Origin of the sequence: Rhizobacter sp. LjRoot28, assembly GCF_964253025.1 — a bacterium.
In the GTDB taxonomy this organism is placed as follows: domain Bacteria; phylum Pseudomonadota; class Gammaproteobacteria; order Burkholderiales; family Burkholderiaceae_C; genus Rhizobacter.
The window spans coordinates 1,185,270-1,207,227 of record NZ_CAXUQC020000001.1; the positions used below are offsets into that span (position 1 = coordinate 1,185,270).

General features: G+C 67.9%; 28 protein-coding genes and 1 pseudogene. 11 read left to right on the forward strand and 18 right to left on the reverse strand.

From position 1 onward, the window contains the following. Positions 1-72 precede the first annotated feature (72 nt). Positions 73-822: an SDR family oxidoreductase gene (locus ACSQ2F_RS05580; protein WP_436020620.1), complete on the forward strand. Its 750-nt coding sequence runs from the start codon at positions 73-75 to the stop codon at positions 820-822. 8 nt (positions 823-830) lie between these two features. Here ACSQ2F_RS05580 and cynS read toward each other — a convergent pair whose 3' ends face one another. Further along, a complete protein-coding gene (gene cynS, locus ACSQ2F_RS05585) occupies positions 831-1,274 on the reverse strand; it encodes a cyanase (RefSeq protein WP_436020622.1) in 444 nt (147 codons plus the stop codon). A 172-nt stretch (positions 1,275-1,446) separates the two neighbouring features. Here cynS and ACSQ2F_RS05590 point away from each other — a divergent pair, with 172 nt between their 5' ends. Together ACSQ2F_RS05590 and ACSQ2F_RS05595 are read left to right on the forward strand one after the other, a co-directional pair. After that, positions 1,447-2,010 (forward strand): DNA-3-methyladenine glycosylase, encoded by a 564-nt coding sequence (locus tag ACSQ2F_RS05590; protein WP_436020624.1) that lies wholly within the window; start codon positions 1,447-1,449, stop codon positions 2,008-2,010. Positions 2,011-2,070: 60 nt separating this feature from the next. Beyond that, entirely contained in the window at positions 2,071-2,607 is a 537-nt protein-coding gene (locus ACSQ2F_RS05595; RefSeq protein ID WP_436020626.1) for an SRPBCC family protein, read from the forward strand. A gap of 21 nt (positions 2,608-2,628) precedes the next feature. On the opposite strand, the gene ACSQ2F_RS05600 is transcribed toward ACSQ2F_RS05595, so the two are convergent. From ACSQ2F_RS05600 to ACSQ2F_RS05640, 9 genes are all read right to left on the reverse strand, one after another. After that, the gene (locus ACSQ2F_RS05600; RefSeq protein ID WP_436020628.1) at positions 2,629-2,835 is read right to left on the reverse strand and encodes a hypothetical protein; all 207 of its coding nucleotides are present in this window, start codon (positions 2,833-2,835) and stop codon (positions 2,629-2,631) included. Beyond that, positions 2,829-3,404, reverse strand: coding sequence for a sigma-70 family RNA polymerase sigma factor (locus ACSQ2F_RS05605; RefSeq protein WP_436020630.1), 576 nt, complete (start codon positions 3,402-3,404; stop codon positions 2,829-2,831). Before ACSQ2F_RS05605 ends, ACSQ2F_RS05600 begins: the two co-directional genes overlap by 7 nt. Then, complete coding sequence (locus tag ACSQ2F_RS05610) at positions 3,401-3,943, reverse strand: DoxX family protein (protein WP_436020632.1); 543 nt, start codon at positions 3,941-3,943, stop codon at positions 3,401-3,403. Before ACSQ2F_RS05610 ends, ACSQ2F_RS05605 begins: the two co-directional genes overlap by 4 nt. Further along, a complete protein-coding gene (locus ACSQ2F_RS05615; protein ID WP_436020634.1) occupies positions 3,906-4,181 on the reverse strand; it encodes an HvfC/BufC family peptide modification chaperone in 276 nt (91 codons plus the stop codon). Before ACSQ2F_RS05615 ends, ACSQ2F_RS05610 begins: the two co-directional genes overlap by 38 nt. Continuing rightward, positions 4,151-4,936 carry a DUF692 domain-containing protein gene (locus ACSQ2F_RS05620; protein ID WP_436020636.1) on the reverse strand — a complete coding sequence of 262 codons (786 nt, stop codon included), beginning with the start codon at positions 4,934-4,936 and terminating at the stop codon, positions 4,151-4,153. The genes ACSQ2F_RS05615 and ACSQ2F_RS05620 overlap by 31 nt, the downstream gene beginning before the upstream one ends. Before the next feature lie 15 nt (positions 4,937-4,951). Further along, positions 4,952-5,251: a hypothetical protein gene (locus tag ACSQ2F_RS05625; protein WP_436020638.1), complete on the reverse strand. Its 300-nt coding sequence runs from the start codon at positions 5,249-5,251 to the stop codon at positions 4,952-4,954. A 107-nt stretch (positions 5,252-5,358) separates the two neighbouring features. Continuing rightward, positions 5,359-6,252 (reverse strand): NAD(P)/FAD-dependent oxidoreductase, encoded by an 894-nt coding sequence (locus ACSQ2F_RS05630; protein WP_436020640.1) that lies wholly within the window; start codon positions 6,250-6,252, stop codon positions 5,359-5,361. Continuing rightward, a complete protein-coding gene (locus tag ACSQ2F_RS05635) occupies positions 6,242-6,703 on the reverse strand; it encodes an Rrf2 family transcriptional regulator (RefSeq protein WP_436020642.1) in 462 nt (153 codons plus the stop codon). The genes ACSQ2F_RS05630 and ACSQ2F_RS05635 overlap by 11 nt, the downstream gene beginning before the upstream one ends. Positions 6,704-6,797: 94 nt before the next feature. Beyond that, entirely contained in the window at positions 6,798-7,787 is a 990-nt protein-coding gene (locus tag ACSQ2F_RS05640; protein WP_436020644.1) for an MBL fold metallo-hydrolase, read from the reverse strand. 122 nt (positions 7,788-7,909) lie between these two features. Here ACSQ2F_RS05640 and ACSQ2F_RS05645 point away from each other — a divergent pair, with 122 nt between their 5' ends. Beyond that, complete coding sequence (locus ACSQ2F_RS05645; RefSeq protein ID WP_436020646.1) at positions 7,910-8,344, forward strand: MerR family DNA-binding transcriptional regulator; 435 nt, start codon at positions 7,910-7,912, stop codon at positions 8,342-8,344. Positions 8,345-8,359: 15 nt separating this feature from the next. Here the strand turns inward: ACSQ2F_RS05645 and ACSQ2F_RS05650 are convergent, their stop codons facing one another. Continuing rightward, the gene (locus ACSQ2F_RS05650; protein ID WP_436020648.1) at positions 8,360-8,647 is read right to left on the reverse strand and encodes an immunity protein Imm33 domain-containing protein; all 288 of its coding nucleotides are present in this window, start codon (positions 8,645-8,647) and stop codon (positions 8,360-8,362) included. A gap of 65 nt (positions 8,648-8,712) precedes the next feature. Between ACSQ2F_RS05650 and ACSQ2F_RS05655 the strand changes: the two genes are divergently transcribed. After that, positions 8,713-9,327, forward strand: coding sequence for a GNAT family N-acetyltransferase (locus ACSQ2F_RS05655; protein WP_436020650.1), 615 nt, complete (start codon positions 8,713-8,715; stop codon positions 9,325-9,327). A 50-nt stretch (positions 9,328-9,377) separates the two neighbouring features. Here ACSQ2F_RS05655 and ACSQ2F_RS05660 read toward each other — a convergent pair whose 3' ends face one another. After that, positions 9,378-10,265 carry a YihY/virulence factor BrkB family protein gene (locus ACSQ2F_RS05660; protein WP_436020652.1) on the reverse strand — a complete coding sequence of 296 codons (888 nt, stop codon included), beginning with the start codon at positions 10,263-10,265 and terminating at the stop codon, positions 9,378-9,380. A gap of 271 nt (positions 10,266-10,536) precedes the next feature. Between ACSQ2F_RS05660 and ACSQ2F_RS05665 the strand changes: the two genes are divergently transcribed. The 3 genes and pseudogenes from ACSQ2F_RS05665 to ACSQ2F_RS05675 form a co-directional block, all read left to right on the forward strand. Continuing rightward, on the forward strand, positions 10,537-10,818 hold the full coding sequence (locus tag ACSQ2F_RS05665; RefSeq protein ID WP_436020654.1) for a YlcI/YnfO family protein: 282 nt from the start codon (positions 10,537-10,539) through the stop codon (positions 10,816-10,818). Next, positions 10,815-11,126: a type II toxin-antitoxin system RelE/ParE family toxin gene (locus tag ACSQ2F_RS05670; RefSeq protein ID WP_436020656.1), complete on the forward strand. Its 312-nt coding sequence runs from the start codon at positions 10,815-10,817 to the stop codon at positions 11,124-11,126. Before ACSQ2F_RS05665 ends, ACSQ2F_RS05670 begins: the two co-directional genes overlap by 4 nt. A gap of 146 nt (positions 11,127-11,272) precedes the next feature. Then, a pseudogene (locus tag ACSQ2F_RS05675) lies at positions 11,273-11,593 on the forward strand (IS66 family transposase); the annotation flags it as partial. 66 nt (positions 11,594-11,659) lie between these two features. Here ACSQ2F_RS05675 and ACSQ2F_RS05680 read toward each other — a convergent pair. The 6 genes from ACSQ2F_RS05680 to msbA form a co-directional block, all read right to left on the reverse strand. After that, positions 11,660-12,142, reverse strand: coding sequence for a hypothetical protein (locus ACSQ2F_RS05680; protein ID WP_436020658.1), 483 nt, complete (start codon positions 12,140-12,142; stop codon positions 11,660-11,662). Positions 12,143-12,518: 376 nt separating this feature from the next. Then, positions 12,519-13,964 (reverse strand): IS1182 family transposase, encoded by a 1,446-nt coding sequence (locus ACSQ2F_RS05685; protein WP_436020660.1) that lies wholly within the window; start codon positions 13,962-13,964, stop codon positions 12,519-12,521. Between the two features lie 824 nt (positions 13,965-14,788). After that, positions 14,789-15,721: a glycosyltransferase family 2 protein gene (locus ACSQ2F_RS05690; RefSeq protein WP_436020662.1), complete on the reverse strand. Its 933-nt coding sequence runs from the start codon at positions 15,719-15,721 to the stop codon at positions 14,789-14,791. Then, positions 15,718-16,533 (reverse strand): glycosyltransferase family 2 protein, encoded by an 816-nt coding sequence (locus ACSQ2F_RS05695; RefSeq protein ID WP_436020664.1) that lies wholly within the window; start codon positions 16,531-16,533, stop codon positions 15,718-15,720. Before ACSQ2F_RS05695 ends, ACSQ2F_RS05690 begins: the two co-directional genes overlap by 4 nt. A 1-nt stretch (position 16,534) precedes the next feature. Beyond that, positions 16,535-17,410, reverse strand: coding sequence for a glycosyltransferase (locus ACSQ2F_RS05700; RefSeq protein WP_436020666.1), 876 nt, complete (start codon positions 17,408-17,410; stop codon positions 16,535-16,537). Next, positions 17,407-19,164 (reverse strand): lipid A export permease/ATP-binding protein MsbA, encoded by a 1,758-nt coding sequence (gene msbA / locus ACSQ2F_RS05705; protein WP_436020668.1) that lies wholly within the window; start codon positions 19,162-19,164, stop codon positions 17,407-17,409. The genes ACSQ2F_RS05700 and msbA overlap by 4 nt, the downstream gene beginning before the upstream one ends. Positions 19,165-19,247: 83 nt before the next feature. Between msbA and ACSQ2F_RS05710 the strand changes: the two genes are divergently transcribed. From ACSQ2F_RS05710 to pal, 3 genes are all read left to right on the forward strand, one after another. Continuing rightward, positions 19,248-20,033 (forward strand): glycosyltransferase family 2 protein, encoded by a 786-nt coding sequence (locus ACSQ2F_RS05710; protein WP_436026742.1) that lies wholly within the window; start codon positions 19,248-19,250, stop codon positions 20,031-20,033. A 28-nt stretch (positions 20,034-20,061) separates the two neighbouring features. Beyond that, positions 20,062-21,330: a Tol-Pal system beta propeller repeat protein TolB gene (tolB, locus tag ACSQ2F_RS05715; protein ID WP_436020670.1), complete on the forward strand. Its 1,269-nt coding sequence runs from the start codon at positions 20,062-20,064 to the stop codon at positions 21,328-21,330. 78 nt (positions 21,331-21,408) lie between these two features. After that, positions 21,409-21,942, forward strand: a complete 534-nt coding sequence (gene pal / locus ACSQ2F_RS05720) for a peptidoglycan-associated lipoprotein Pal (protein WP_436020672.1) — start codon at positions 21,409-21,411, stop codon at positions 21,940-21,942. The last annotated feature ends 16 nt before the right edge of the window (positions 21,943-21,958 follow it).

A 21,958-nucleotide genomic window follows, 5' to 3' on the forward strand; every position in this document is an offset into this window, starting at 1 on the left:
TAAAGCCGACGGGTGACGCTTTATCGGAAGGGCGACGGCGCGAAGAATTGAGGCATCAACAAGGAGCCTCACATGAACACCACCCAACCCCTCGTTTCCTCCATCGTCACCGGCGCCAGCCGCGGCATCGGTGCGGCCATCGCGCGCCGGCTCGCGGCCCAACGCCATGCCGTCGCCGTCAACTACGCCGGCCGTGAGGCGGATGCACGGTCGGTCGTACAGGCCATCGAGGCCGAAGGCGGCCGTGCGTTCGCCGTGCGCGCCGACGTCGCAGACCCGGCGCAGGTCCGGGAGATGTTCGAAGCCGTCATGGCCCGGCACGGGCGAATCGACGTCGTGGTGAACAACGCCGGTGTCATGGTGCCGGGGCTGCCCACGGTGGCGACGATGAGCGATGCCGACTTCGACCGCACCGTGGCCGTCAACTTCAAGGGCGCCTTCAACGTGATGCGCGAGGCGGCGCTCCGCATCGCGGACGGAGGACGCATCGTCAACTTGTCCAGCAGTGTCGTCGGTGTCGCCTTTGCCGGCTATGGCGCCTACGCCGGCACCAAGGCCGCGGTGGAGACGATGACCTCCATCCTCGCCAAGGAGCTGCGCGGTCGCCGCATCACGGTGAACGCGGTGGCCCCCGGGCCCACCTCGACGGAGATGTTCCTCGACGGCAAGTCCGACGAGGCCGTGGCCCGGCTGGCGCAGGCGGCACCGCTCGAGCGCCTGGGCGAGCCGGAGGACATCGCCTCGGTCGTGGCCTTTCTCGTCGGCCCGGACGGCGGCTGGGTCAACGGCCAGACCCTGCGCGCCAACGGCGGCATGGTCTGACGCGCGCCTCAGTAGGTCTTGTACGGCAGGAACTTGCCGGACATCGTGATGCTCACCCGGTCGCCCGCCGGGTGCGCCTCACGCTTGAGGTCCATCTTGAAGTCGATGGCGCTCATGATGCCGTCGCCGAACTCCTCGTGGATCAGTTCCTTGAAGGTGGTGCCGTACACGCTCACCAGTTCGTGGAAACGGTAGATGAGTGGATCGGTCGGCACGGTCGTGGGCAGCGAGCCCTTGTAGGGCACGACCATCAGCCAGCGCTTCTCGGCATCGGTGAGGTCGAACATCTCGGCGAGCACCCCGGCCTGTTCCGCGTCCAGCGTCATCTGCCCGAGGCAGGCGGCCGTCACCCATTCCTTGCTGAGGCCCACGCGGGCGGCCACGTCGGCCCACTTCATTCCCTTGGCCACCTTGGTGGCGATGATCTTCTCGGTGACGTCCAGGCGGCTCATTCGGTGGTCCTCAATGGTGGGTGGGAATGCGATGGCGCAGCGATGGCGCCGTCGTGCGCCCCATCGCGGGGCGCGGGTCGCACGCTTGCAGGTTCGGTGCCAGCCACGCCGTCGTGCCGCGCACCATCACCCCGCGGCGGCGAACCCGCGGCCCGCACGCTAGAGTGCGGCGATGACCCAGCTGGCCGGCATTGATTTCAGCGCGCCCTCCATCGACGTCGCCCGGGCCTTGATCGGCGCGGTGCTGCTGGTCGACGGGGTGGGCGGGCGCATCGTGGAAACCGAGGCCTACGACGCCGAAGACGAGGCCTCGCACACCTTCGGCGGACTCACGCCCCGCAACGCGTCCATGTTCGGCCCCCCGGCGCACGCCTATGTCTATCGTTCCTATGGCATCCACTGGTGCCTCAACCTCGTGTGCCGCGAGGCAGGCCATGGGGCGGGTGTGCTGATCCGCGCCATCGAGCCCACGGCCGGGCTCGACACCATGCGCCAGCGGCGCGGCCTCGAGGATCCCCGCCTGCTGTGTTCCGGCCCGGGCCGGGTGGCCCAGGCCCTCGGCGTGACCCGGGCGCTCGACGGCCACTCGATCGCCGAGCCGCCGTTCGAACTGCAGACGGCGCCCGGTCCGTGCGAGGTGCAATGCGGCCCGCGCATCGGCATTTCGAAAGCGGTGGAGCGACCCTGGCGCTTTGGCGAGGCGCGCTCCCGGTACCTGAGCCGGCCGTTTCGCTGAAGAGCGCCGAGCTCGGCCTGTCGCGACTCACCCGTCCTGCGCCCCAGAAAGGAACTCACCATGACACCTGAATCCAGCATCGATTCCGCGGCCACCGCCGCCGCCCGTTCCCTCGCCTTCACGCTGGAGCGGGAGTTCGCCGCATCCCGCGCCGACGTCTGGACGGCATGGACCGATGCCGAGCACCTCGCGCAGTGGTGGGGCCCCGCCGGATGCAAGGTGCAGGTGCACCGCCTCGAGTTCCGCCCGGGCGGGTTCTTCCACTACGAGATGCGCTTCGACGGGGCGCCTCCGATGTGGGGCCGCTTCAACTACCGCGACATTGCTCAGCCCGAACGCATCGAATGGCTCAATTCGTTCTCGAACGAGCGCTGCGGCATCACCCGTGCACCCTTCAGCCCCGACTGCCCGCTCGAGATCCTGAACACCGTCACCTTCAGGGAGGATCGCCCCGGGCGCACCACCGTTCGCCTGCGCGCCGTGCCGTTCGGCGAGAACGAGGCCGAGCGCGCCTTCTTCCTTGCGCTGCATCCATCGCTCGAACAAGGCTATGGCGGCACGCTGGACCAGCTGGCCACCCATCTGAAAGCGCGCTGACCGCGCGCAAGGCACGCGAGCTCAGTCGTGCTCGTCCTTGCCCTGGGGGCGTTGGAGGTGGTCGCGGTAGCCGGCCAGGATGCCGTCGAGCTGTTGGTCATTGCGCGTGAAGGCGCGGCAGCGGCGGCACATGAGGCGGTGTTGCGTGCCCCAGAACCGCGCCACGCCGGTCGCCTCGGCAAGCCGCCCGGAGGTGAGCTCGAAGATGTATTGCCTGCAGGTCAGCATGAGGGTCCTTCCGTGAACCAGCGTTCGTTGAGGCACAGCTGGATCTGCTTGCGCGCCCGGCTCATGCACTGCCAGTAGTCAGCCCGCGTGAGGCCCAGCGTGCCGCAGATCTCCTCGGCCTCGCATTCGAGAAACTCCTTCATGCTGAACACCCTGGCCGGCTTGGGCGCCAGGCGGTGCACGCACAGGTCGACGACCACGAAGAACTGCTCGGTTTGAAGCCGGGACTCCGGGGCGGCCCAGGTGCTCGGCGCCACGCCCTCCGCCCAGTGCCCTCGCGCGTTGAACAACACGTCGTCGAGGTCGTCGTGGAAGGCTTCCGCATAGCTCACCTCCGGACGGTACTTCATGCGCAGCCGGTCGGTGATCTTGTGCTTCAGGATGCCGAACAGGTAGCGCTTGGGGCCGGCCTGGGCCACCACCTCGGCGTCGGCCGACAAGGCCGCGGCCAGGGCATCCTGCACGGCGTCCTCCGCGTCTTCGCGGGGCTGCAGGTGAAGTCGGGCGAAGCGCAGCATGGCGCCCCGCCATTCGAGGGTCCAGTGCGCGAGGGGAAGCGGGGCGTTCATGGCATCGGCGGCGTGTGAGCGGTGCGACGGCGTCGCTCGGCACGCCAGCGATCGAGGGCGTATTGTCCGCCGCCCTGCGTGACGATCGCCACCAGCATCACCGCCAGCATCAGCGGCACCTTGAAGCCGAGCCCGGCCTCGGTCTCGATCTGGTTCCAACCGCTCCAGCCGAGGTCGAAGTGAACGGTATGGACAGCCACCCAGGTGATGAAGAGCAGGCCGGCGGCTGCGAGGCGCGCGCCGAGCCCCACCAGCAACGCCGCACCCAGCACGAGTTCGCCGGCACCCGCGGCAACCCAGTTGGCATCCACCGGGAGCCAGGCCACCAGGGCGGGGAAGTCGAGGGCGCGGAACCACGCGGGCGCCTGCGTTCCGCCTTGCAGCTTCGTCCATCCCGCCAGCATGAATTCCTGGGCGGCCCAGAGGCGCAAGGCCAGCAGGCCGAGGTCGCGCAGGTGCGCGTCGAGGTTGCGTGCCAGCTGCCGCAGGGCGCCGGTGGGTTCAGGCGCGTTCACGTTCGAGGTAGGCGAGGAAGTCATCGGTCAGGTCTGCGCAGAAGGGGGAGGTCCAGGCGGACTGGCGCACGAAGCCGGCCACGAGGGCCTGCCAGGCCTCCGCGCCGAGCCGGTCGGGCAGGTCGGGAAAGTGCGCCTCCAGCACCTGCCGTGCACCGAGGTGCACCAGGTGACGGTAGAGCCGCATGCCGGCCTCCGTGTGGCCGGCCGGCACGGCCTCGCTCGTGCCCCTCACGTAGGCGAAGAAGTCGGCCGAAGGCATGCGAGTTCCCGGTTGAGGGTGGCGAGGTCGGGCAGGTCGTGGTCCCACTCCAGCAGCACGGGAAGACCGTGCTGCTGCGCGAGGTGGCGCGCCTCGGCGGCGGTGGGCGGTGGCACGGGCTGGCTGTGGGTGTCGACATGCAGGCCGAAGCGCTCGTCGTACTCGTGGCCGGCCACATGCAGGTAGGCGACGCGGCGGAAGTCGATGGCGGCCAGGAAGTCGGGCAGCGGGCAGCGGCCGTGGTTCTTGTGGTTGACATCGATGTTGTTGAGGTCGAGGAGGATCTGGCAGTCCGCGCGCTCCGCCACCGCCATGAGAAAGGCCGGTTCCGGCAGATCGCCGGTGTTGGTGTACCAGGTGGTGTTCTCCACCGCGATGCGCCGGCCGAGGGCGTCCTGCACCCGGCTGATGCGGTCGGCCACCCGCTGCACCTCGGCCTGGGTGAAGGGCACGGGGAAGAGGTCGTGCAGCTGGTGGGCGTCGCCGCTGGCCGCCAGGTGGTCGGAGCAGTGCTCGGTTTCCAGCTCGTCGAGCAGGGACCGCAAGGCGGCAAGGTAGGCGGGGTCCGGGGCGGACTGGCCGCCGAGGTTGAGCGTCACGCCGTGCAGGTGCACGGCCCGGCCCGACGCGCGCAAGGCGTGCAGGGGCGCCCGGTCGCGGCGCAGCCAGTTCTCGGGTGCGACCTCGAAGAAGTCGGCGTCCACCGCCGACATGTCCCAGTCCGCCATCTCGCGGCGGTAGCCCAGCCCCGTCATGCCGGTCCGGCCCGCTCAGGGCTTGCTGGCTGCGCCGTCGGCCTTGGGCGCCGCGTCCTTCTTGCTGCAGCCGCCTTCCTTCTTCGAGCAGCCGGCGTCCTTCTTGGCGCACCCGGCCTCCTTCTTCGAGCAGGCGGCATCCTTCTTCGAGGCCATGGCGTCTCGTGCGGCGGCGGGCTTCTTGCCGTCCGCCCGGGCGCCGGCCTCCTTCTTGCCGCAGGTGCCGGCACCGCACTTCTGGTCGGCAGGCTGCTCCGCCCAGGCGGAGGTGGCGATGAGGGTGGCGGCAAGCGCGGCGATGGATTTCAGGTTCATGGAAGTGGCTCCGACATGGCGTGCAGCAAGACGTGCACGGTGATCAAGTCGGAGCCAGGACCGATTCCTGACAAGCATTCGAAAAAAAAGTGCGCCGGCCCTCGCCGTCAGCTGGTGAACACGAGCGAGCGGTGCGCTGCCGCGCCCACCATGGCACCGTCGCCCACGGCCACCGCGACGTTGCCGAACGGCCTCGCGGCATCCCCGCAGGCGAAGACGCCGGGGACGCTGGTCTCGAAGGTCTCGCTGCGCCGCACGAAGGGGCCGACCGGACCTTCGTCGAAGGCGCAGCCCAGTTGCTCGGGCAGGCTGCTGGCCATGCGGGTGCGGGTGAGGGTGAAGAGACCGTCGAAGGCAAGCTGGCGCCCGTCGGCGAGCTCGACCGTGGCCTCGCCTGTCACGCGGCGCACGGGCGCGCGTTCGATGACAACGCCACGCCGGGCGAGCGCTTCGCATGCCGCATCGTCGGGCAGGAAGTCGCCGATGCCGATGAGGGTCGTCGCGCCCCAGTCCGGCAGGAGCATCGCCTGGTGCACCGACATCGGTCCGGCCGCCAGCACGCCGATGCGTCCGCTGCCGAGTTCGTAGCCATGGCAGTACGGGCAGTGAAAGACGCTGCGGCCCCAGCGTTCCGCGAGACCCTCGACCTCGGGCAGTTCATCGACCACGCCGGTGGCGAGGACGATGCGCCTTGCCTGCAGCGGCTCGCGGCCCGGTACGCTCACCTGGAAACCGTCGTCGAGGGCACGAGCCTGCGTGGCGGCGCCTTCGATCCATTGCACGGTCGGGTAGGCGAGCAGCTGGGCCCGTGCGTCGGCCACGATGTCGCCGGGCGGGCGACCGTCCTGGCCGAGGAAGCCATGCGACGTGGCGGCGAAGCGATTGCGGCGCCGGCCGGCATCCACCACCGCGACTTGCCTGCGGGCACGGGCCACTTGCAACGCGGCGGACAGGCCGGCGAAGCTGCCGCCGACGATGAGGATGTCGAATTCAATGGGCATGGTGCTGGTGCTCCGGAGTTGAGCCGCGCGCGAGCAGGCGGCGATGGAAGTCGGCAGACAGCGCGGCCAGCGTGACGTCGCCCAGGCGCCGGAGCAGGGTGGCTTCCGCCTCGGCGAAAGCGTCTTCCAGGGCGGCGTTCACCGCCTGCTCCACGAGGCATGACGAGCCGGGGTCGCGGTGCCCGAGCGCCAGCAGGGGCGGAGAGCCGAGCGCCAGGTGCACGTCGCGCAGGGTCACGTCGGCCAGTCGGCAGGCAATGACCCACCCGCCGCCGTGACCCTTGGCGGAGTCGACGAAGCCGGCCTGGCGCAGCCCGGCCATGAGCCGGCGGATGACCACCGGGTTGGTGTGCATCGCCAAGGCCAGGGACTCGGAGGTGGAGGGGCCGTCGTGCTCGGCCATGTGCAGGAGCACATGCAGCACGCCGGAAAGTCGGCTGTCTCTTTTCATGCAACATTATGAGTTGCGTGATCGCGTTTGCTCACCCCTGCCGCCACAAGCCCCTGGTCCGCGCGGGGCCACGGCCTGTCTTGCAGCGTGAGACTTAGCGAACCCACTCCGGGTAGTAGCCCAGGCGGTCGTGGACCGAGGCGTCATGCGCGGGCACGAGGGTCAGGTCGGGGTGGGCCTGCTGCAGCGCGTGCAGGAAGCGCACGGTGTCCAGGGTGGCGGGCCGGTCATGGTCGACGATGCGGCTGGCCAGCGGTGGTTTGGGCGCCTGCTGCGTGATCGCGTCATGACGCCAGACGGTGTCGCCGATGAAGAAGTAGCGCTTGCCGGAGGCCACCGTCAGCAGCAGGCCGGCGGACCCGGGGGTGTGGCCCGACAACGGGACCAGCACCGCCGTACCGTCGCCGAAGAGGTCCACGCTCCCCGCAAAGGGGCCCCAACGGCGGTCGTCGAACTCGTAGGTCCGCCAGCGGATCGCCGGCGGGCCCAGCTGCGCGGGCAGCACGCCGGGCGGCTCGGCCGCCATCGCGTGCGCCTGCTCGGCCGACGGCAACCACACCTCCGCTTCCGGAAAGTCGTGCAGCGCCGCCAGGTGATCCCAATGGGCATGGGTCAGGATGATGCGCGAGACCGGCGGCTCCCCGCGGGCGTCCAGTTGGCTGCGCGCCGGGTCCAGGCCCTCGAAGCGCATCAGGGGCTTGAGCCACCACGGCATCTCGGCCTCGAAGTGCGCAGGCGTGCGCGTGCCGAGACCGCTGTCGAGCAGGAATCGGCCTCGCGGGTGATCGACGAGCACGGCGACGTGGTTGACGACCACGCTGCGCGTCCAGCTGCCGCCCTGCCAGGTGAACGCATCGCGCGCCGCCGTTCGGGCGGTGCGGATGATGCTGAACCTGACGCCCGAGGCCGCGGCGGCGGTGGGAATGGCAGCCATGGCGGGCGGGGCCGAGGTGGGCGCCGGCACGTGTCCGCAGGCAGTCAGACCGGTGGCGGCGAGGCTTGTCAGGAGCACGACGAAGGCGGCGATGCGGGAGCGCCGGCCCACAGGGCGTTGTGCGGAAACGGGAACGTTGGATGGGGGCATGGGCTGGTCCTGGTTTACAGTTCGGCCAGCGTAGACCCTGGACCATGGTCCAGGGTCAAGCGCTTGCTTCGCACCCGATGCACGCTCGTCGCGTCGGGCCATCCTTTCGCTCGGGAGTCCCCATGCGCATCGGCGAAATCGCTCGTCTCACCGGCCTCAGCAACGACGCCTTGCGCCTGTACGAAAAGATGGGCCTCATCCAGTCGCGCCGCCAGCCCAATGGCTATCGCGAATATCCCGAGCAGACGGTGCGCCTGCTCGGCCTCGTGCGCACCGGCCAGCGGCTCGGCCTGAGCCTGTCGCGCATCGCCTCCCTGATGGCCGACCTGGGCCAGCTTCCCGAACCGGAGCGTGATGCCGCGATCCGTCAGATGATCACGGCCCAGTTGCAGACGGTCGAGTCCCGCATCGACGAACTGGTGGCGCTGCGCGACGAACTCCGCACGCGCTTGAACGAACCGTGTCCTCTTGCGCGAGGCCGCGACATCGACGTCGCCCAGTGCGTGCCGCCTGCCACGGCGGCGTCTGCTGCGGCCGATGTGCCGCAGGCCGCCTGAGGGCGGGACGCTGCTTCAGTCCAGGGCAACGGCCTCGAAGGCCCCGTCGCCCCCGGTGCGTTCGAAGGCGGAGCCCGCAGGATGATCGAGCAGGGCCGCGACCTCGGGGTGTTCGCCCGCGAAGTCGGCCAGCACGCAGGTGATGTAGTGCGTCGGCTGGTTCATGTACTTCTCGCTTTCGCTGCCGCTGAGGAAGCGCCAGCCGCTGTCCGTCGGGGACACCGGCGCGGTGCGGTACGCATAGCCGACCGGCTTCTGGTGGGTGGTGAGGACCTCGGTGGCCACGCAGGTGAAAGCGGTCATGGAAGCGATGGGGAACAACGGTGGCGGGAGACCGAGCGTACACGAGCGGCATGGAGAATGGCCGCATGCAAGCCGCCTTCGTCGCCCGTCATCGCTCACCGCCAATGGAGATCCGCACCGAGCGGCTGGTGCTTCGCGCGTCTCACCCTGACCTGGCCGCCGACATCGCCGCCTTTCACACGCGCAACGGCCGGCACTTCGCACCGTGGGAGCCGCCGCGGCCCGCAGGCTATCTGACGCTCGAAGCGACGTCCGCGCGACTGGCGCAGGAGCGAGTGGCCTTCGGTGGCGGCCTGGCCTGGCGGTACTGGCTCTGCGCCGGCGCGCAGGCGGAGGTGATCGGCCAATGCCAGGTGTCCCAGGTGCAGCGGGGCCCGTTCCAGAGCGCCAGCCTCGGCTACGGCCTCGACGCCCGGATGCTTGGGCAAGGCCTGATGACCGAGGCGCTGCAGGCCGTGGTGGCGCAGGTGTTTGCCACAGGCGTCCGGCTGCATCGCCTGCAAGCGGCCGTTCAGCCCGACAACCTTGCCAGCCAGCGCGTGCTGCGGCGGCTCGGGTTCGTGCACGAAGGCTGTTCAGCCAACTACCTGTACATCGATGGTGCGTGGCAGGACCACGAGATCTTCGCCCTGATCAATGCCGATTGGCGGGACGAGGAGTCGCCTGTGGACGGCGGGTGAGCGGCGGGCTGACCGCTGTGAGTCGGGGAAATCCGACCCGGCCGGTCACCTCACGCAGGGTCAGGCGTCGGCAACAAGCGCTCGCGGATGACGGCGTTCACCTCGGCACCGTAGATCAAGGTCGTGGCGCTGATGTAGAGGAAGACCAGCGTGGCGACGACACCGGCGAAGCTGCCGTAGAGGAGTGCCAGCTTGCCCGCGCTGCGCAAGGTGTACGACAGCATGGCGGCGGAGCCCACCCACAGCGCGGCGCCGACGAAGGCCCCCGGCAACACGGTGCGCAGGCGCTGAGGGATGTCGGGCAGCCAGCCGTACAGCAAGGCGTACAGCACGGACAGCACGACGAAAGCGGCACCATAGCGCACGCTGTTGCGCAGCCACAGCGTCTCGCGACCCGCGCCCACGCTGGCCTCGAGCGCCTCCCACACGTACGGCATGACGATGACCGAGCTGAACGTGGCGAGGATGCCGCTGCCCACCACCACCGTGAAGAGCGTCACCTTGAGGCGGGCCTTCCAGAAGGGCAGGCCGCGCTCGATGCCATAGGACCGGTTCAGCGCGGTGCGCACCGCCTGCATGCCCGACGACGCCGTCCACAGCGTGACGAGCAGGCCGATGGCGAGCAGCGCCTGGCTGCGCTGCGCCAGCACCTGATTGACCACCGGCTGCAGGGCACTGCGCACGAGCGGCGGTGCGTAGTCGACCACCCGCCCGGCGAGCGCCGCCGCATCACCCGGCGAACCGATGTAGGCCGCCCCGGCCGACAGCAGCAGGAGCAGCGGGAACATCGACAACACCGTCGAGAACGCCATGCTCCCCGCCTGATTGGCGCTCTGGTGCAGCACGTAGTTGCGAACAGCGAGCAGCAGCACGCCGAGCCCGGGCGTGCCCAGCACGGCGTCCCGCGTTCGCCGCCAGACGTGGCTCAGGCGCGCCATGCGGTCGGGCGCTTCGAAGGTGAGGGCAGGGGACGGGGAGCGTTCACGTCTGGGGGTGATGAAGTCGGCTCGGGCGGCCGGCTGACGACGCGAGCATACCGGCGCCCGGGTATCCGCGCTGCGCTGTGGCTAGACCGGCGCGGAGGCGGGTCGACGATTCATCAGCGCGGACGAGCCGCCTTCGCCGGTGGCCGTCGAGCGTTGGCCGTGTCCCGCTCGGCGGGCCTCGTTCAAGGCGGCGTGTGCAACGCAAACGCACTACAATTCGCGAATGAAGTCCGCCGTCTTGCCTCAAGTCCGCATCGAGCCCGCACTGCGCGCCAACGTCGAAGCCGTCCTGGGCGAGGGCGAGAGCCTCTCGGCTTTCGTCGAGTCGGCCGTGCGCCAGGCGGTTGAGCACCGCCAGGCCCTTCGCGACTTCGACGAAAGGTGCAGCGCTTCGCTCAAACACTTCCTGGCCACCGGCGAAAGCCACAGCAGCGACGACGTCCTGGACGAACTGCGCAAGCGCACCGCGGCGCGGCGCGCGCAGTTGCAACCCGGCCGCACGTGAGCTTCGACGTTCGCTGGAGCGCGGCGGGCCGTGCCGACCTGCTGCGCTTGCACGACTTCCTGCTCGATCGCGCCCTGACCGCCGACGACTTGTCTGCCGCAGACCTCGCGGTCGTCGCCATCGAACACGCGGTCAATCATCAGCTTGCACGCACGCCATTCATCTTCCGCCGTGTCGGCGCTTCGCTCACGACGCGAGAACTCATCATCCCCTTTGGCGCCACCGGCTACGTCGCCCGTTTCGAAATCCTGCCCGAGACCGTGCTGGTTCTCGGCGTGCGTCACCAGCGCGAAGAAGACTACCGGTAGCACGCTACGCCTCAGCAAAGGCAGACACGAGACGTCCGTTTCACAGAGCGCACGCGAGGCCTCCTTGCACGGACCTCGGCCCTGAGGTCGGCGTTTCACGTAAAGCAAGGTCACGTGCAACGAGGGAGACCTGACCCCAATAGACCATCGACTACAGCCTCGGGCGGTGGGCGGCGCTGACGCGCTACCTGGACGACGGCACGCTGCCGGCGGACAACAACTGGGCGGAGAACCGCCTCCGGCCCATCGCGCTCGGGCGCAACAACTGGTTGTTCGCCGGGAGCTTGCGTGCGGGCAAGAGGGCTGCAGCCGCAATGAGCTTGATCCAGTCGGCTCGGCTCAACGGACTCGACCCGTGGGCCTACCTTAAGGACGTGCTCGAGCGCTTGCCAACGCAGCCGTCGAGTCGGGCTATAGAGCTACTACCACATCGCTGGGCGTCTGCAAGCGGAGCAAGCCACTCTTGATGGTCGTCGTCCCACGACCGGCATACTCCGAATAGGAGATGCACCATGAATAGGCCACCGTACGCCCTAGGAATAGCGGACCGTGCCCGGGGGAAGTTTGATTCCGCAAAGAGGGACATACCAGGCGCCACCAGCAAAGACGAGACTTGCGCCTGATTTTTGGGCTGAATCAAGCAGCCGCTCGATTCTGTCGATTAGCGCCAATGCGCGCCGCCTGACCACGAGCGGCTCAAACGGCCTTTCTGCTTGGCCAGGAAACTTGATCGTGCCTAGACGAACTCTCCAAGAGTCGGGCCTAGCAGAGAGCGACACCCTAAGCCGTTCGCAGATGGTCTTCGCACGCTCCACCTGATCGGGCGAGATGCTTGCAAAGCTGTGAAGCCCCAGGATGTCCTCCTCCCGGTCGGAGAATTCCTGGAACGCTGGAGCGATCTCATTGAGATAGCCCTCAAGAAATCGAGCACGTGGAGGCACCCGTGTTTGGTTCGACAACGGGGAAAGGTCTTCACCAAGTGGCCCCTCAGCGATTCCAAGCACGTAGTAGCTCATGATTGGATGGTATCGCAACGCGCACAGACGTCAGGTCATCGACCCAAGGGGCGCGACCACCGCAGTCAAGATGACATCACCGGACGCATACGTTGAAGTGCTCGTCGCCTAGGGTCATAGGGCACAGATTCTTAACTAGCTGGGGAAGCATTAGATCAGCAGACCCGGGGCGACTCCCTCCTGCAAAGCCGCCCCGACTGCCAGCGGCGGCTTGAGGCTGAGGCCGTGTGAAAACGCTGCGTATCCCATCGGCCGTGGCTCATGGGGAGTGGTCGCGCTGTGCCGAGGTCCTGGACGTCGCTTCCGCGGACTGAAGGCTCCGAAGGAATCGCAGGCTCGTTGAGCTTTGGTAAAGCGTGGAGACCGGTCTATAGCCTCATGCTGAGGCCGCGCGCAGCCCCGCCATCATCTTCGTCATACCGAGGATGCTGAGCACTCGCTTGAAGTTGTAGGCCAGGACATGCAGGCTCATCTCGGTCCCGACGTTGCGCAGCGTTCGCGTCAGGAAGTGGGTCGAGCCCATCCAGTGCTTGAGCGTGCCGAAGACGTGTTCTACCGTCTGCCTGCGAACCCGCATCGCCATCGGATTCTGATCGATCCGGCGCTGTACCGCCTCGACCACGTGCTCATGTTCCCATCGACTGATTCGTCGGTATGGGCTGGGCGTGCACTGCGGCTTGATGGGGCAACCCGCGCAAGCGCCGCTCCAGTAGCGGCGGATGTTCAGGCCATCTTCGTCCCGCGTGAAGCGATATGTTGCCCGTTGTCCAGCGGGGCACACGTATTCGTCGTCACTCGCGATGTAGATGAAGTCCCCCTTGTGGAATCGTCCCTCGGCCTTCGCGTTGGACGTCATCGGCTTCGGCACCGTGGCGGCGATTCCATCGTCGTCGCACGCCTTGATCTGCACGCTGTTGAAGTAGCCACGATCACCGAGGGCCTCGACGGCTTCGAGCCCCATGGCCTGCTTGGCCGCTTTGGCCATCGGATGCAGTTGTGTTCGATCGTTGCCGACGTTGGTTACCTCATGCGCGACGATCAGGTGATGCTCGGCATCGACCGCGGCCTGCACGTTGTAGCCAACGACGCCTGTCACCTTGCTGTGGGTGCTCATCGCCCGAGCATCGGGATCCGTCTTTGAAATCTGCCCATCCGGCTGAGCCTTCACTTGCAGCTCCATGGCGTCGAGCTCACGCATCTGCTGGCGCAGGTACTTGATCTTGTCGTTCAGGCGCTTCGTCTTGGCCACCAGCTCCGGCTCCTGGACGCGATCGGCGGTGTCGAGCGCACTGAGGTAACGCTCGATGTGCTGTTCAAGCTGCTCCCGCCGCCTTTGGATCTTCGTGACCGTGAAGTTCTGGTCCCGCGAGTTGACCGCCTTGAACTTGCTGCCGTCGACAGCGACAACCGCCTGCGTAAACAGCTTGAGCTGCCGGCAGAGTTCGATGAACCGGCGGCAGGTGTTGCGGATGCCGGGCCCGTTGTCGCGTCGGAAGTCCGCGATGGTCTTGAAGTCCGGCGCCAGGCGGCCGGTCAGCCACATCAGCTCGATGTTCCGCTGGGTCTCGCGTTCCAACCGGCGACTGCTTTGAATGCGGTTGATGTAGCCGTAGAGGTAGATCTTCAGAAGAACCGACGGGTGATAGCCGGGGCGCCCCGTCGAGGCAGCCCGCGTCCCATCGAAGCCGAGCCCGGCCAGGTCCAGTTCATCGATGAAGGCTTCGATCACCCGGACCGGATTGTCCTCGGCCACAAAGTCATCAAGGCATTCAGGCAGCAACGTGACCTGATGCCGATCCTGACCTTCAACGAATCGCGGCATGTCGACTCCCAGGCTTGACCTGGGACTCGACTCTAGAACCCTTCCGCTTGGGCCGTGAGCGGGTTTTCACACAGCCTCGGCTGAGAGCGGTCCTTCCCTCCCAGAAGGGACGCCGATGTCAGGGGCGGACCCCGTTCAATTGAACCAAAACCGATTCGTTGGGAGTCACGAGTTCGAACGATCCGTCTTGGCGCGGGTACACCTCCCCGCAGAGCAGCCGTATCACTTGGCCTCCTATTTCCAATGCGGCATCTAGGACCGCTCCGCCGGGCCCTTCACGATGTACCGACAACTTGGCTGTACCGGTCGGCAGGTCTAGCAAGCGTGTTCGAAAAAGCCTGCCAGGTACTTCGAGGACCGGTTCGGGTGCTTGCGCCGTTCTCACAAGAAGCAAGCGATTCGTGCGGTCGACCGCATCGTCGCTGACCAGATGGAAGTGCAGTCCGTCAGCCGTCTCGAGGTAGATGCTCGAGAACTGCCCGAAGGGCACATCGGGATGAGCCCAAATAGCCGGTGAGTCGCCGGCGAAACCGGTGATGACCGTCTCATCGGTTACCACGGCATTCCCGCCGTCAAGAGCCATCTCCAAACCAACCCACCTAGTGATGGATGCTCCATCTAGGCAGTTCAGAGGTTGAGGTGTATCCGAGGACTCGCAGTTCATTGGTGAGATGTTAGCGGTCGACCGGAACGACCGCTTCCGCTGCATTGCGGTCGTTCCGACCGGACTCTGTGCCTTAGAAGTCGAGGGCATCTCTCAGACACTGGTGGCAAGGAACCGCTACACCGCCGGGCGCCGGCCGGCGCGGCCCGTTCGCCGAACTTCAGGCGCGCGCCCTTGCGACGGCCACGAACTTCCGCCAACGCCACGACAGCGGTACCGGCGGCCCGCTGAACAGCCGACGGACCAGCGCAGGCAGGCCCTTCGCCGCGATCAAGTCGCGCAGGTATTCCTGCCTGCGGCCTTCCGCAGCGAGCTCGGGCTCGACCGTCTCGCGCCAGTCGGTCAGCCGCGCGTCGGCCAGCAGCTGGTGCACCTCAGCGAGGTGGCGCCGGTTCTGCACTGCCATGCGCTGGAGCTTGTCGGCGGGGCTCTGCGGGCCCGTGGTGGCCGACATGCCGCCGCGCCGGTAGCGCACCAGCGGTTTTGGCACGCGCACGCCGCCGCCGCTGGCGAGCGCACGGAAGGTGATGACCTGGTCTTCCTGCACGGTTTCGGGCAGCAGCGGCCCGAAGCGGTCGAAGACGCGGCGCGTCCAGGCGTGGGCGGCGCCGATGACGTGGGGGCGGCGCTCGCGCCAGTCGGCGGCCGTCTTCCACTGGGCGAGATCGTCCACGGTCTTCACGCCGTGCAGCGTGCCGCCGTAGTCCATGTCGGTCACGAAGGAGGTGACGAGGTCCGCGCGGCGGCCGGTGGACTCCCAGGCGACCAGCAGCTCGCGCACGCGGTTCGGTTCGCAGATGTCGTCGCCGGCGCCGGCCACGATGAGTTCGCCATGGCTTGCGGCCATCGCGGCATTGAGGTGCGGGCCGACGCCGAGGTTGGTCTCGTTGCGGCGGGTGATGATGGTGTGCGGGCCGGTGTAGCCGGCCACGGCGCGCTGGATGACGGCGAAGGTGTCGTCGGGGGACGCGTCATCGGAGATGACGAGTTCGAAGGGCGCGCTGTCCTGGGCGAGCAGCGCCGCGATGGCCGCTTCGACCAGGCTTTCCTGCTTGTAGGTGAGCAGCAGGACGCTGACGGTCGGGGCGCTCAATGCGGCACCCACTGGCCTTGCTCGCGGTTCATGTGCAGCGAGACGCCGCCGGTCTTGGCGCATTCGGCCGCCGTGGCCGCCTGGGTGCGGCTGCGCTCGGCCGCGCGGTAGCGCTTGCGCGCGAGCCAGCCGAAGCCCACCTTGCGGTAGAAGAGGTGGCGGTCGCCCAGGTGTTTGGCCTGCGACTCCTCCTTCAGCGCCTTCTGCGTGATGGAGCCGAAGTGGTGGAAGACGGCGTCGCCCACCGTGCCCACCGGAATGCCGTTGCGCCTGCAGCGAATGAGGAACTCCTTGTCCTCGTGGCCGCCCAGCTGGCGCTCGGTGTCGGGGAACCCCACGCGCTCGAAGACCGAGCGGTGCACCGCGAAGCACACGCCGTGGAACCAGTCGCGGCGCACGAGGCCCCGCGTCTTGGCAAGGAAGCCGGGGGCGTACTGGGCGAAGTCGTAGTCGTTGTCGCCTTCCAGCAGGGCGGGGCTCACCACCTGCAGGCCTTCGCGTTCGGCGGCGTCCAGCATGGCGTCGATGGCGCGCGGGCCGGCGATCACGTCGTTGTTGAGCAGCACCACCCAGTCGGCGTTCAAGGCGAGCAGGGCGCCCTGGGTCCAGGCGCCGCCGCAACCGAGGTTCACCGCGTTGCGCACCTGGGGGATGTGGGGATGCTGGGCCAGCCAGGCGGGCGTCTCGTCGGTGCTGGCGTTGTCGATCACGAGCAGCGACTCGGGCGGCACCTGTTCGGCCAGCAGGCTCTCGACGCACATCTGCGTGTAGCGCAGCTGGTTCAGCACGGGGATCACGATGGCGTAGCGCATGTCAGTCCGGTCGAATCAGTTGATAGTGCTTGTGGCTGAGCTCGAGCCCGAAGGCGCGTTCGAGCTTCATGGCCCAGCGGTGCTTGCGTTCCCGCGACGTCAGCTGGTGCTGGGGGTCGGGCTGGAAGTGCTGCTCGGCTTCGGCGGCCAGCCAGTCGTGCATGACGGCCGGATGGCTGCCGGTGTACGGGCGCAACGCCTGGGCGTCGATCTTGCCGTAGTGCACCTGCGGCGCCCCATGCGACCAGTACTTGCTGACCTGGTCCATCTTGGCCTGCATGTACTCGGTGCGGCGGACATGGCCGTAGTGGTAGATGTGGGCGCGGGCCAGGGCCGCCCGCGGATGGCGGCCGTGGCGGTGCCGGTCCATCACCACCCAGAACTGGCCGTCGGGCGCGTAGGTGCGGATGGTGTTGCGGATGAGCCGGCATTCACGGCGGTACCAGGCCGGGCTCACGGCCAGCCAGTGCGGCGAGCCGTAGAAATGGAAGTAGTCGAACACCAGCGCCTCCACCTCGGGGTCGGCATGGTGGCGGTCGACGGAGGCCCGGATGGCGGCCAGTTCGTTCTCGTGCAGCACCTCGTCGCCTTCGAGGTAGAAGGCCCAGTCGCCGGTACAGGCGTACTGCGCAATCATCTTCTGCTGGGCGTACACGAAGCCGCGCTCGGCCATGCGTTCGTTCCAGCGCGTGTCGATGAGGCGGATCTTGGGGTCGCCGAGGGCGACCAGGCGCTCGCGCGTGTCGTCCTCACCCTCGCCGATGGCGATGACGAACTCGTCGACCAGGGGCAGCAGCGAGCGGATGGACGCCTCGAACGGGAAGCCGAGCTTCGCGCCGTTGCGCAGGAAGGTGAAGCCGCTGATGCTGGCGGTCATTGGGGCATCTCCGGCATGTTGGAGCGGAACTGCAGGGAATGGAGGTGGGCGAACAAGCCGCCCTGGGCGATGAGTTCGGCGTGCGTGCCCTGCTCGATCACGCGGCCGTGCTCGAGCACCAGCACCCGGTCGGCCGCCTGGATGGTGGACAGCCGGTGGGCGATGACGAGGCTGGTGCGGCCGCGCATCAGCGTCTCCAGCGCCTGCTGGACGAGTCGCTCGGATTCGGAGTCGAGCGCGGAGGTCGCCTCATCCAGGATGAGGATTGGCGCATTCTTGTGAATGGCGCGGGCAATCGCCAGCCGCTGGCGCTGGCCACCGGAGAGCTGGTTGCCGTTGTGGCCGATGACGGTGTCCATGCCCTGCGGCAAGCCCTCGACGAACTCCAGCATGTTGGCCGCGCGCAGCGCTTCGCGCACGGCATCGCGGTCGATGGGGGCACCGGTGCCGGTGCCGAGCGCCACGTTGGCGGCCACGCTGTCGTTGAAGAGCACGACGTCCTGGCTCACCAGGGCGAACTGGCGGCGCAGAGCTTCCACGTTCCAGTCGCGCAGCGGGTGGTCGTCGAGCAGCACGGTGCCGCTGGTGGGCTCGAGGAAGCGCGGCAGCAGGTTGACGAGCGTGGACTTGCCGGCGCCCGACGGGCCTACGAGCGCGACGGTCTCGCCCACCTTCAGTTCGAGGTTCACGTTGGCCAGCGCGGGGGCCTGGTCCGTCTTGTAGCGCAGGTCGACGCCACGCATCTCGATCTTGCCCTGGGCCCGCCCCGGGTCGAACCCGCCGCTGTGTTCCACGGGCGTGTCGTCCACGAGCGAGACACCACGCTCCAGAGCCGCGAGGCCACGCGTGATCGGCCCGGCCACCTCGGACAGGTGCTTGATCGGCGCGAGCAGCATCAGCATGGCGGTGATGAACGAGATGAAGGTGCCTTGGCTGCCACCTTGCCACAGCGCCGCGACGACCACGGCGGACAGGGCGCAGGCCGCGATCATCTGGGTGATCGGGGTCATGGTGGACGCAGCCATCGTGGACTTGAGGGCCAGCCGACGCACGGCATCGCTCATGCGCCCGAAGCGCGATGCCTGCCCTTGCTCGGCACCGTGCAGCCGCACGATGCGCCAGGCCAGCACGTTCTCCTCCACCACATAGGCCAGCTCGTCGGTGGCCTTCTGGCCTTCGATCGTGAGGCGGTGCAGGCGCCGGCTCAGCTTGCGCATGACCACGGCCGTGGTGGGAAAGAGCACGCCCACGAAGAGCGTCAGCTGCCAGTTCAGGTAGAACAAGTAGCCGAGGAGGGCCAGCACGGTGAGGGAGTCCCGCACCAGCGTCATGACCGAACCCACGAGCAGGGTGGCGCCGCCTTGCACTTCGTAGGTGATCGTGTTGGTGAGGCTGCTGGCGGTGTGCTTGCTGAAGAGCTCCGGCTGGGCGTTCATCACCCGTCGGAACATCGCCTCGCGCATGGACTGCATGCCCCGGTTGGCCGCCCACGCCAGGCCGTACTGGGCCACGAGACCGGCCAGCCCGCGCACCCCGAAGATGCCGATGATGGCGACCGGCACGAGCCACAGGGGAAAGGTGGCGCCCTTGAAGCCGCTGTCGAACAGGGGCTTCATCAGGGCCGGGATCAGCGGCTCGGTGGCAGCCCCCACGAGCGACCCGACGATCATCAGGACGAACCCGAGCCGGCTGTTCGCGAAGTAGGGCGCGATGCGCGCCACTCGGGATTTGAGGGTCGGGGAGGTCGTGTTCATTCGACGGGGATTATCCAACGCCCGGCCTGCCTACAATCCGGGTTTCCCGACAACGGGACGAATCGCTCCCTTTCATGCCCGCCATCACCCTTTCGGTCACCCTGATCACGCGCAACGAGCGCGCGAACATCGCCGAGTGCCTGCGCAGTGTCGCTTTCGCCGACGAGTGGATCGTCGTCGACTCGGGCAGCACCGACGGCACCCGGGAGATCGCCGAGTCGATGGGCGCGACCGTCGTCACCACCGACGACTGGCCGGGCTTCGGCCCGCAGAAGAACCGGGCGCTGGCGCTGGCCCGGGGTGAGTGGGTGCTCAGCATCGATGCCGACGAACGGGTCAGCCCCGAGCTGGCGGAACGCATCCGGGAGGTGGTGGCCGGGCGGGGCAAGGCCGAGGTACAGGGCTACGAGCTCGACCGCCTGTCGCGTTTTTGCGGGCAGTGGATGCACCATGGCGACTGGTACCCCGACCGGGTGCTGCGCCTCTTTCGCCGGGAGCGAGGCCGCTTCACCGACGACCAGGTGCACGAGCGGCTGGACGTGCAGGGCCCGACCGCCCGCCTGCAGGGCCATCTGTTGCATGAGACGATGGCGTCGCTGGACGACGCCCTCGACAAGATGAACCGCTACACCCGGGGCCGGGCCGTCGACCGGGTGCGTGCTGGCAAGCGCGGTGGCCTCTGGCCCGCGCTGTCGCACGGCCTGTGGGCCTTCCTGCGCAGCTACCTGCTGCGCCGAGGGTTCCTCGACGGGCGGCTCGGCTTCGTGCTCGCGCTGTACATCGCCGAGGGCACGTATTACCGCTACCTCAAGATGGGTCTGCTCACCGGCGAGATCGGCCGCACGCCCGCTTCCATTGAACCAAGCTGAAAAAGAGAGGTCAGGACCCTTCATGCTGATGAACCGACGAACCTTTTCTGCTGCCGGTGGCCTGGCGCTTGCCCTGCCGGCCCATGCGCAGTTCCGTGTCGAGATCTCGGGCGTGGGCGCCACGCAGATCCCGATCGCCATTCCCAAATTTCGCGAGGAAGACCGCGTCCCGCACCCGCTGTCGGCCATCATCCGTGCCGACCTGGAGCGCATCGGGGTGTTCCGCGGCATCGACACCGTGGCCGTGCTCGACGAGACGACGCAGCCCAACATGTCCGAGTGGCGTGCCAAGGCGGCGGACCTGGTGCTGGGCGGCTCGGTCATGCGCCTGGCCGACGGCCGCTTCGACGTGCGGGCCAAGCTCTGGGACGCCGTGCGCAACAAGGACCTCGGCGGGCAGTCGTTCGTGGTGGCCCCGGGCGACCTGCGCCAGGGCGCGCACCGTGTCGCCGACTTCGTGTACGAGACCATCACCGGCGAGAAGGGCATCTTCTCCACCCGCATCGCCTACGTGACTCGCAGTGGCAAGAGCCACTCGCTGCGTGTGGCCGATTCCGATGGCGAGAATGGCCAGGTGGTGATCACCAGCATGGACCCGATCATCTCGCCGGCCTGGTCACCCAACGGCCAGGAGATCGCGTACGTGTCCTTCCACGAGCGCCAGAAGGCCGTGGTGTGGGCCCAGACCATCGCCACGGGCGCGCGTCGCGAGATCGCGGCCTTCCGCGGCTCCAACAGCGCACCCGCCTGGGCGCCGGACGGCCAGTCGCTGGCGGTGACGCTGAGCCGCGACGGCGTGTCGCAGGTCTACATTGTCGGCCGCAACGGCGAGAACCCGCGCCGCATCACCAACAGCAGCTCGATCGACACCGAGGCCGTGTTCACGCCCGACGGCAAGAGCCTGCTCTTCGTCAGCGACCGTGGAGGCGGCCCGCAGATCTACCGCACCTCCGTGTCCGGGGGGGGCGCCGAGCGCGTCAGTTTCACCGGTGGATATAACATCAGCCCCTCGCTGAGTCCGGACGGCCGCCACCTCGCCTATATTTCGCGCCAGGGTGGTGCCTTCCGGGTGTACTTGGCGGACCTGACCGCGGGTTCGGCCGCGAAGGCCCTGACCGATTCGAGCGACGACGAAAGTCCGAGCTTCGCCCCGAACGGGCGGTTGATCATGTACGCCAGCCGCTCGCAAGGGCGCGACGTGCTGATGACCACCACGCTCGACGGCAAGGTCAAGTCCAAGCTGGTCTCCACGGCCGCGGATGTCCGCGAGCCGGTGTGGGGCCCGTTCGGCCGCTGATCCGCGTCGCGTTCTTCCCTGTTCCACTTTTTCATTCGTTAGTCGTTCGCTACTTTGCCCGTTCCTGGAGATATGCACATGATCGTCAACACCAAACTTGCTGGCCTCGTCGCCATCGCTTCGCTCTTCATCGCCGGCTGTGCCTCCGATGTGCCCCTGGAATCCAAGACCCCGGTGGAAGTTCGCCAGCCGGTCGGTGGCACGGGCGCGGGCTCGGGCAAGGGCGTGACGGATTCGCCGGTCGCCAGCGTCGACCTGACGAAGAACGATGCCGGCGCCAACGCCGCGGGCCGCGTCGTCTACTTCGACTACGACAGCTACGCCGTCAAGGATGAGTTCCGCCCGGTGCTCGAAGCCCAGGCCCAGGCCCTGCGCGCCGACCGCAACAAGAAGCTCAAGCTCGAAGGCCACACCGACGAGCGCGGCGGCAGCGAGTACAACCTCGCCCTCGGCCAGAAGCGCGCCCAGGCCGTCCTGAAGTCGCTGACCCTGCTGGGCGCGACCGACGGTCAGCTCGAAGCCGTCAGCTTCGGCAAGGAGCGTCCGGCCGTGCAAGGCAGCGACGAAGCCGCCTATGCGAAGAACCGTCGCGTCGAAATCGTCGGCCGCTGATCCCCCGCTTGACTGA

Excerpts from the sequence above, each read along its gene's own strand:
- ACSQ2F_RS05630 (WP_436020640.1), bottom strand. The coding sequence starts at position 6,252 with ATGCCCATTGAATTCGACATCCTCATCGTCGGCGGCAGCTTCGCCGGC.
- ACSQ2F_RS05700 (WP_436020666.1), bottom strand. The coding sequence starts at position 17,410 with ATGACCGCCAGCATCAGCGGCTTCACCTTCCTGCGCAACGGCGCGAAG.
- ACSQ2F_RS05595 (WP_436020626.1), top strand. The coding sequence starts at position 2,071 with ATGACACCTGAATCCAGCATCGATTCCGCGGCCACCGCCGCCGCCCGT.
- tolB (WP_436020670.1), top strand. The coding sequence starts at position 20,062 with ATGAACCGACGAACCTTTTCTGCTGCCGGTGGCCTGGCGCTTGCCCTG.
- ACSQ2F_RS05610 (WP_436020632.1), bottom strand. The coding sequence starts at position 3,943 with ATGACTTCCTCGCCTACCTCGAACGTGAACGCGCCTGAACCCACCGGC.
- ACSQ2F_RS05580 (WP_436020620.1), top strand. The coding sequence starts at position 73 with ATGAACACCACCCAACCCCTCGTTTCCTCCATCGTCACCGGCGCCAGC.
- msbA (WP_436020668.1), bottom strand. The coding sequence starts at position 19,164 with ATGAACACGACCTCCCCGACCCTCAAATCCCGAGTGGCGCGCATCGCG.
- ACSQ2F_RS05665 (WP_436020654.1), top strand. The coding sequence starts at position 10,537 with ATGAAGTCCGCCGTCTTGCCTCAAGTCCGCATCGAGCCCGCACTGCGC.
- ACSQ2F_RS05650 (WP_436020648.1), bottom strand. The coding sequence starts at position 8,647 with ATGACCGCTTTCACCTGCGTGGCCACCGAGGTCCTCACCACCCACCAG.
- ACSQ2F_RS05640 (WP_436020644.1), bottom strand. The coding sequence starts at position 7,787 with ATGCCCCCATCCAACGTTCCCGTTTCCGCACAACGCCCTGTGGGCCGG.
- ACSQ2F_RS05625 (WP_436020638.1), bottom strand. The coding sequence starts at position 5,251 with ATGAACCTGAAATCCATCGCCGCGCTTGCCGCCACCCTCATCGCCACC.
- ACSQ2F_RS05620 (WP_436020636.1), bottom strand. The coding sequence starts at position 4,936 with ATGACGGGGCTGGGCTACCGCCGCGAGATGGCGGACTGGGACATGTCG.
- ACSQ2F_RS05605 (WP_436020630.1), bottom strand. The coding sequence starts at position 3,404 with ATGAACGCCCCGCTTCCCCTCGCGCACTGGACCCTCGAATGGCGGGGC.
- ACSQ2F_RS05655 (WP_436020650.1), top strand. The coding sequence starts at position 8,713 with ATGCAAGCCGCCTTCGTCGCCCGTCATCGCTCACCGCCAATGGAGATC.
- ACSQ2F_RS05695 (WP_436020664.1), bottom strand. The coding sequence starts at position 16,533 with ATGCGCTACGCCATCGTGATCCCCGTGCTGAACCAGCTGCGCTACACG.
- ACSQ2F_RS05645 (WP_436020646.1), top strand. The coding sequence starts at position 7,910 with ATGCGCATCGGCGAAATCGCTCGTCTCACCGGCCTCAGCAACGACGCC.
- ACSQ2F_RS05615 (WP_436020634.1), bottom strand. The coding sequence starts at position 4,181 with ATGCCTTCGGCCGACTTCTTCGCCTACGTGAGGGGCACGAGCGAGGCC.
- ACSQ2F_RS05600 (WP_436020628.1), bottom strand. The coding sequence starts at position 2,835 with ATGCTGACCTGCAGGCAATACATCTTCGAGCTCACCTCCGGGCGGCTT.
- ACSQ2F_RS05685 (WP_436020660.1), bottom strand. The coding sequence starts at position 13,964 with ATGCCGCGATTCGTTGAAGGTCAGGATCGGCATCAGGTCACGTTGCTG.
- cynS (WP_436020622.1), bottom strand. The coding sequence starts at position 1,274 with ATGAGCCGCCTGGACGTCACCGAGAAGATCATCGCCACCAAGGTGGCC.
- ACSQ2F_RS05635 (WP_436020642.1), bottom strand. The coding sequence starts at position 6,703 with ATGAAAAGAGACAGCCGACTTTCCGGCGTGCTGCATGTGCTCCTGCAC.
- pal (WP_436020672.1), top strand. The coding sequence starts at position 21,409 with ATGATCGTCAACACCAAACTTGCTGGCCTCGTCGCCATCGCTTCGCTC.
- ACSQ2F_RS05660 (WP_436020652.1), bottom strand. The coding sequence starts at position 10,265 with ATGGCGCGCCTGAGCCACGTCTGGCGGCGAACGCGGGACGCCGTGCTG.
- ACSQ2F_RS05680 (WP_436020658.1), bottom strand. The coding sequence starts at position 12,142 with ATGAGCTACTACGTGCTTGGAATCGCTGAGGGGCCACTTGGTGAAGAC.
- ACSQ2F_RS05590 (WP_436020624.1), top strand. The coding sequence starts at position 1,447 with ATGACCCAGCTGGCCGGCATTGATTTCAGCGCGCCCTCCATCGACGTC.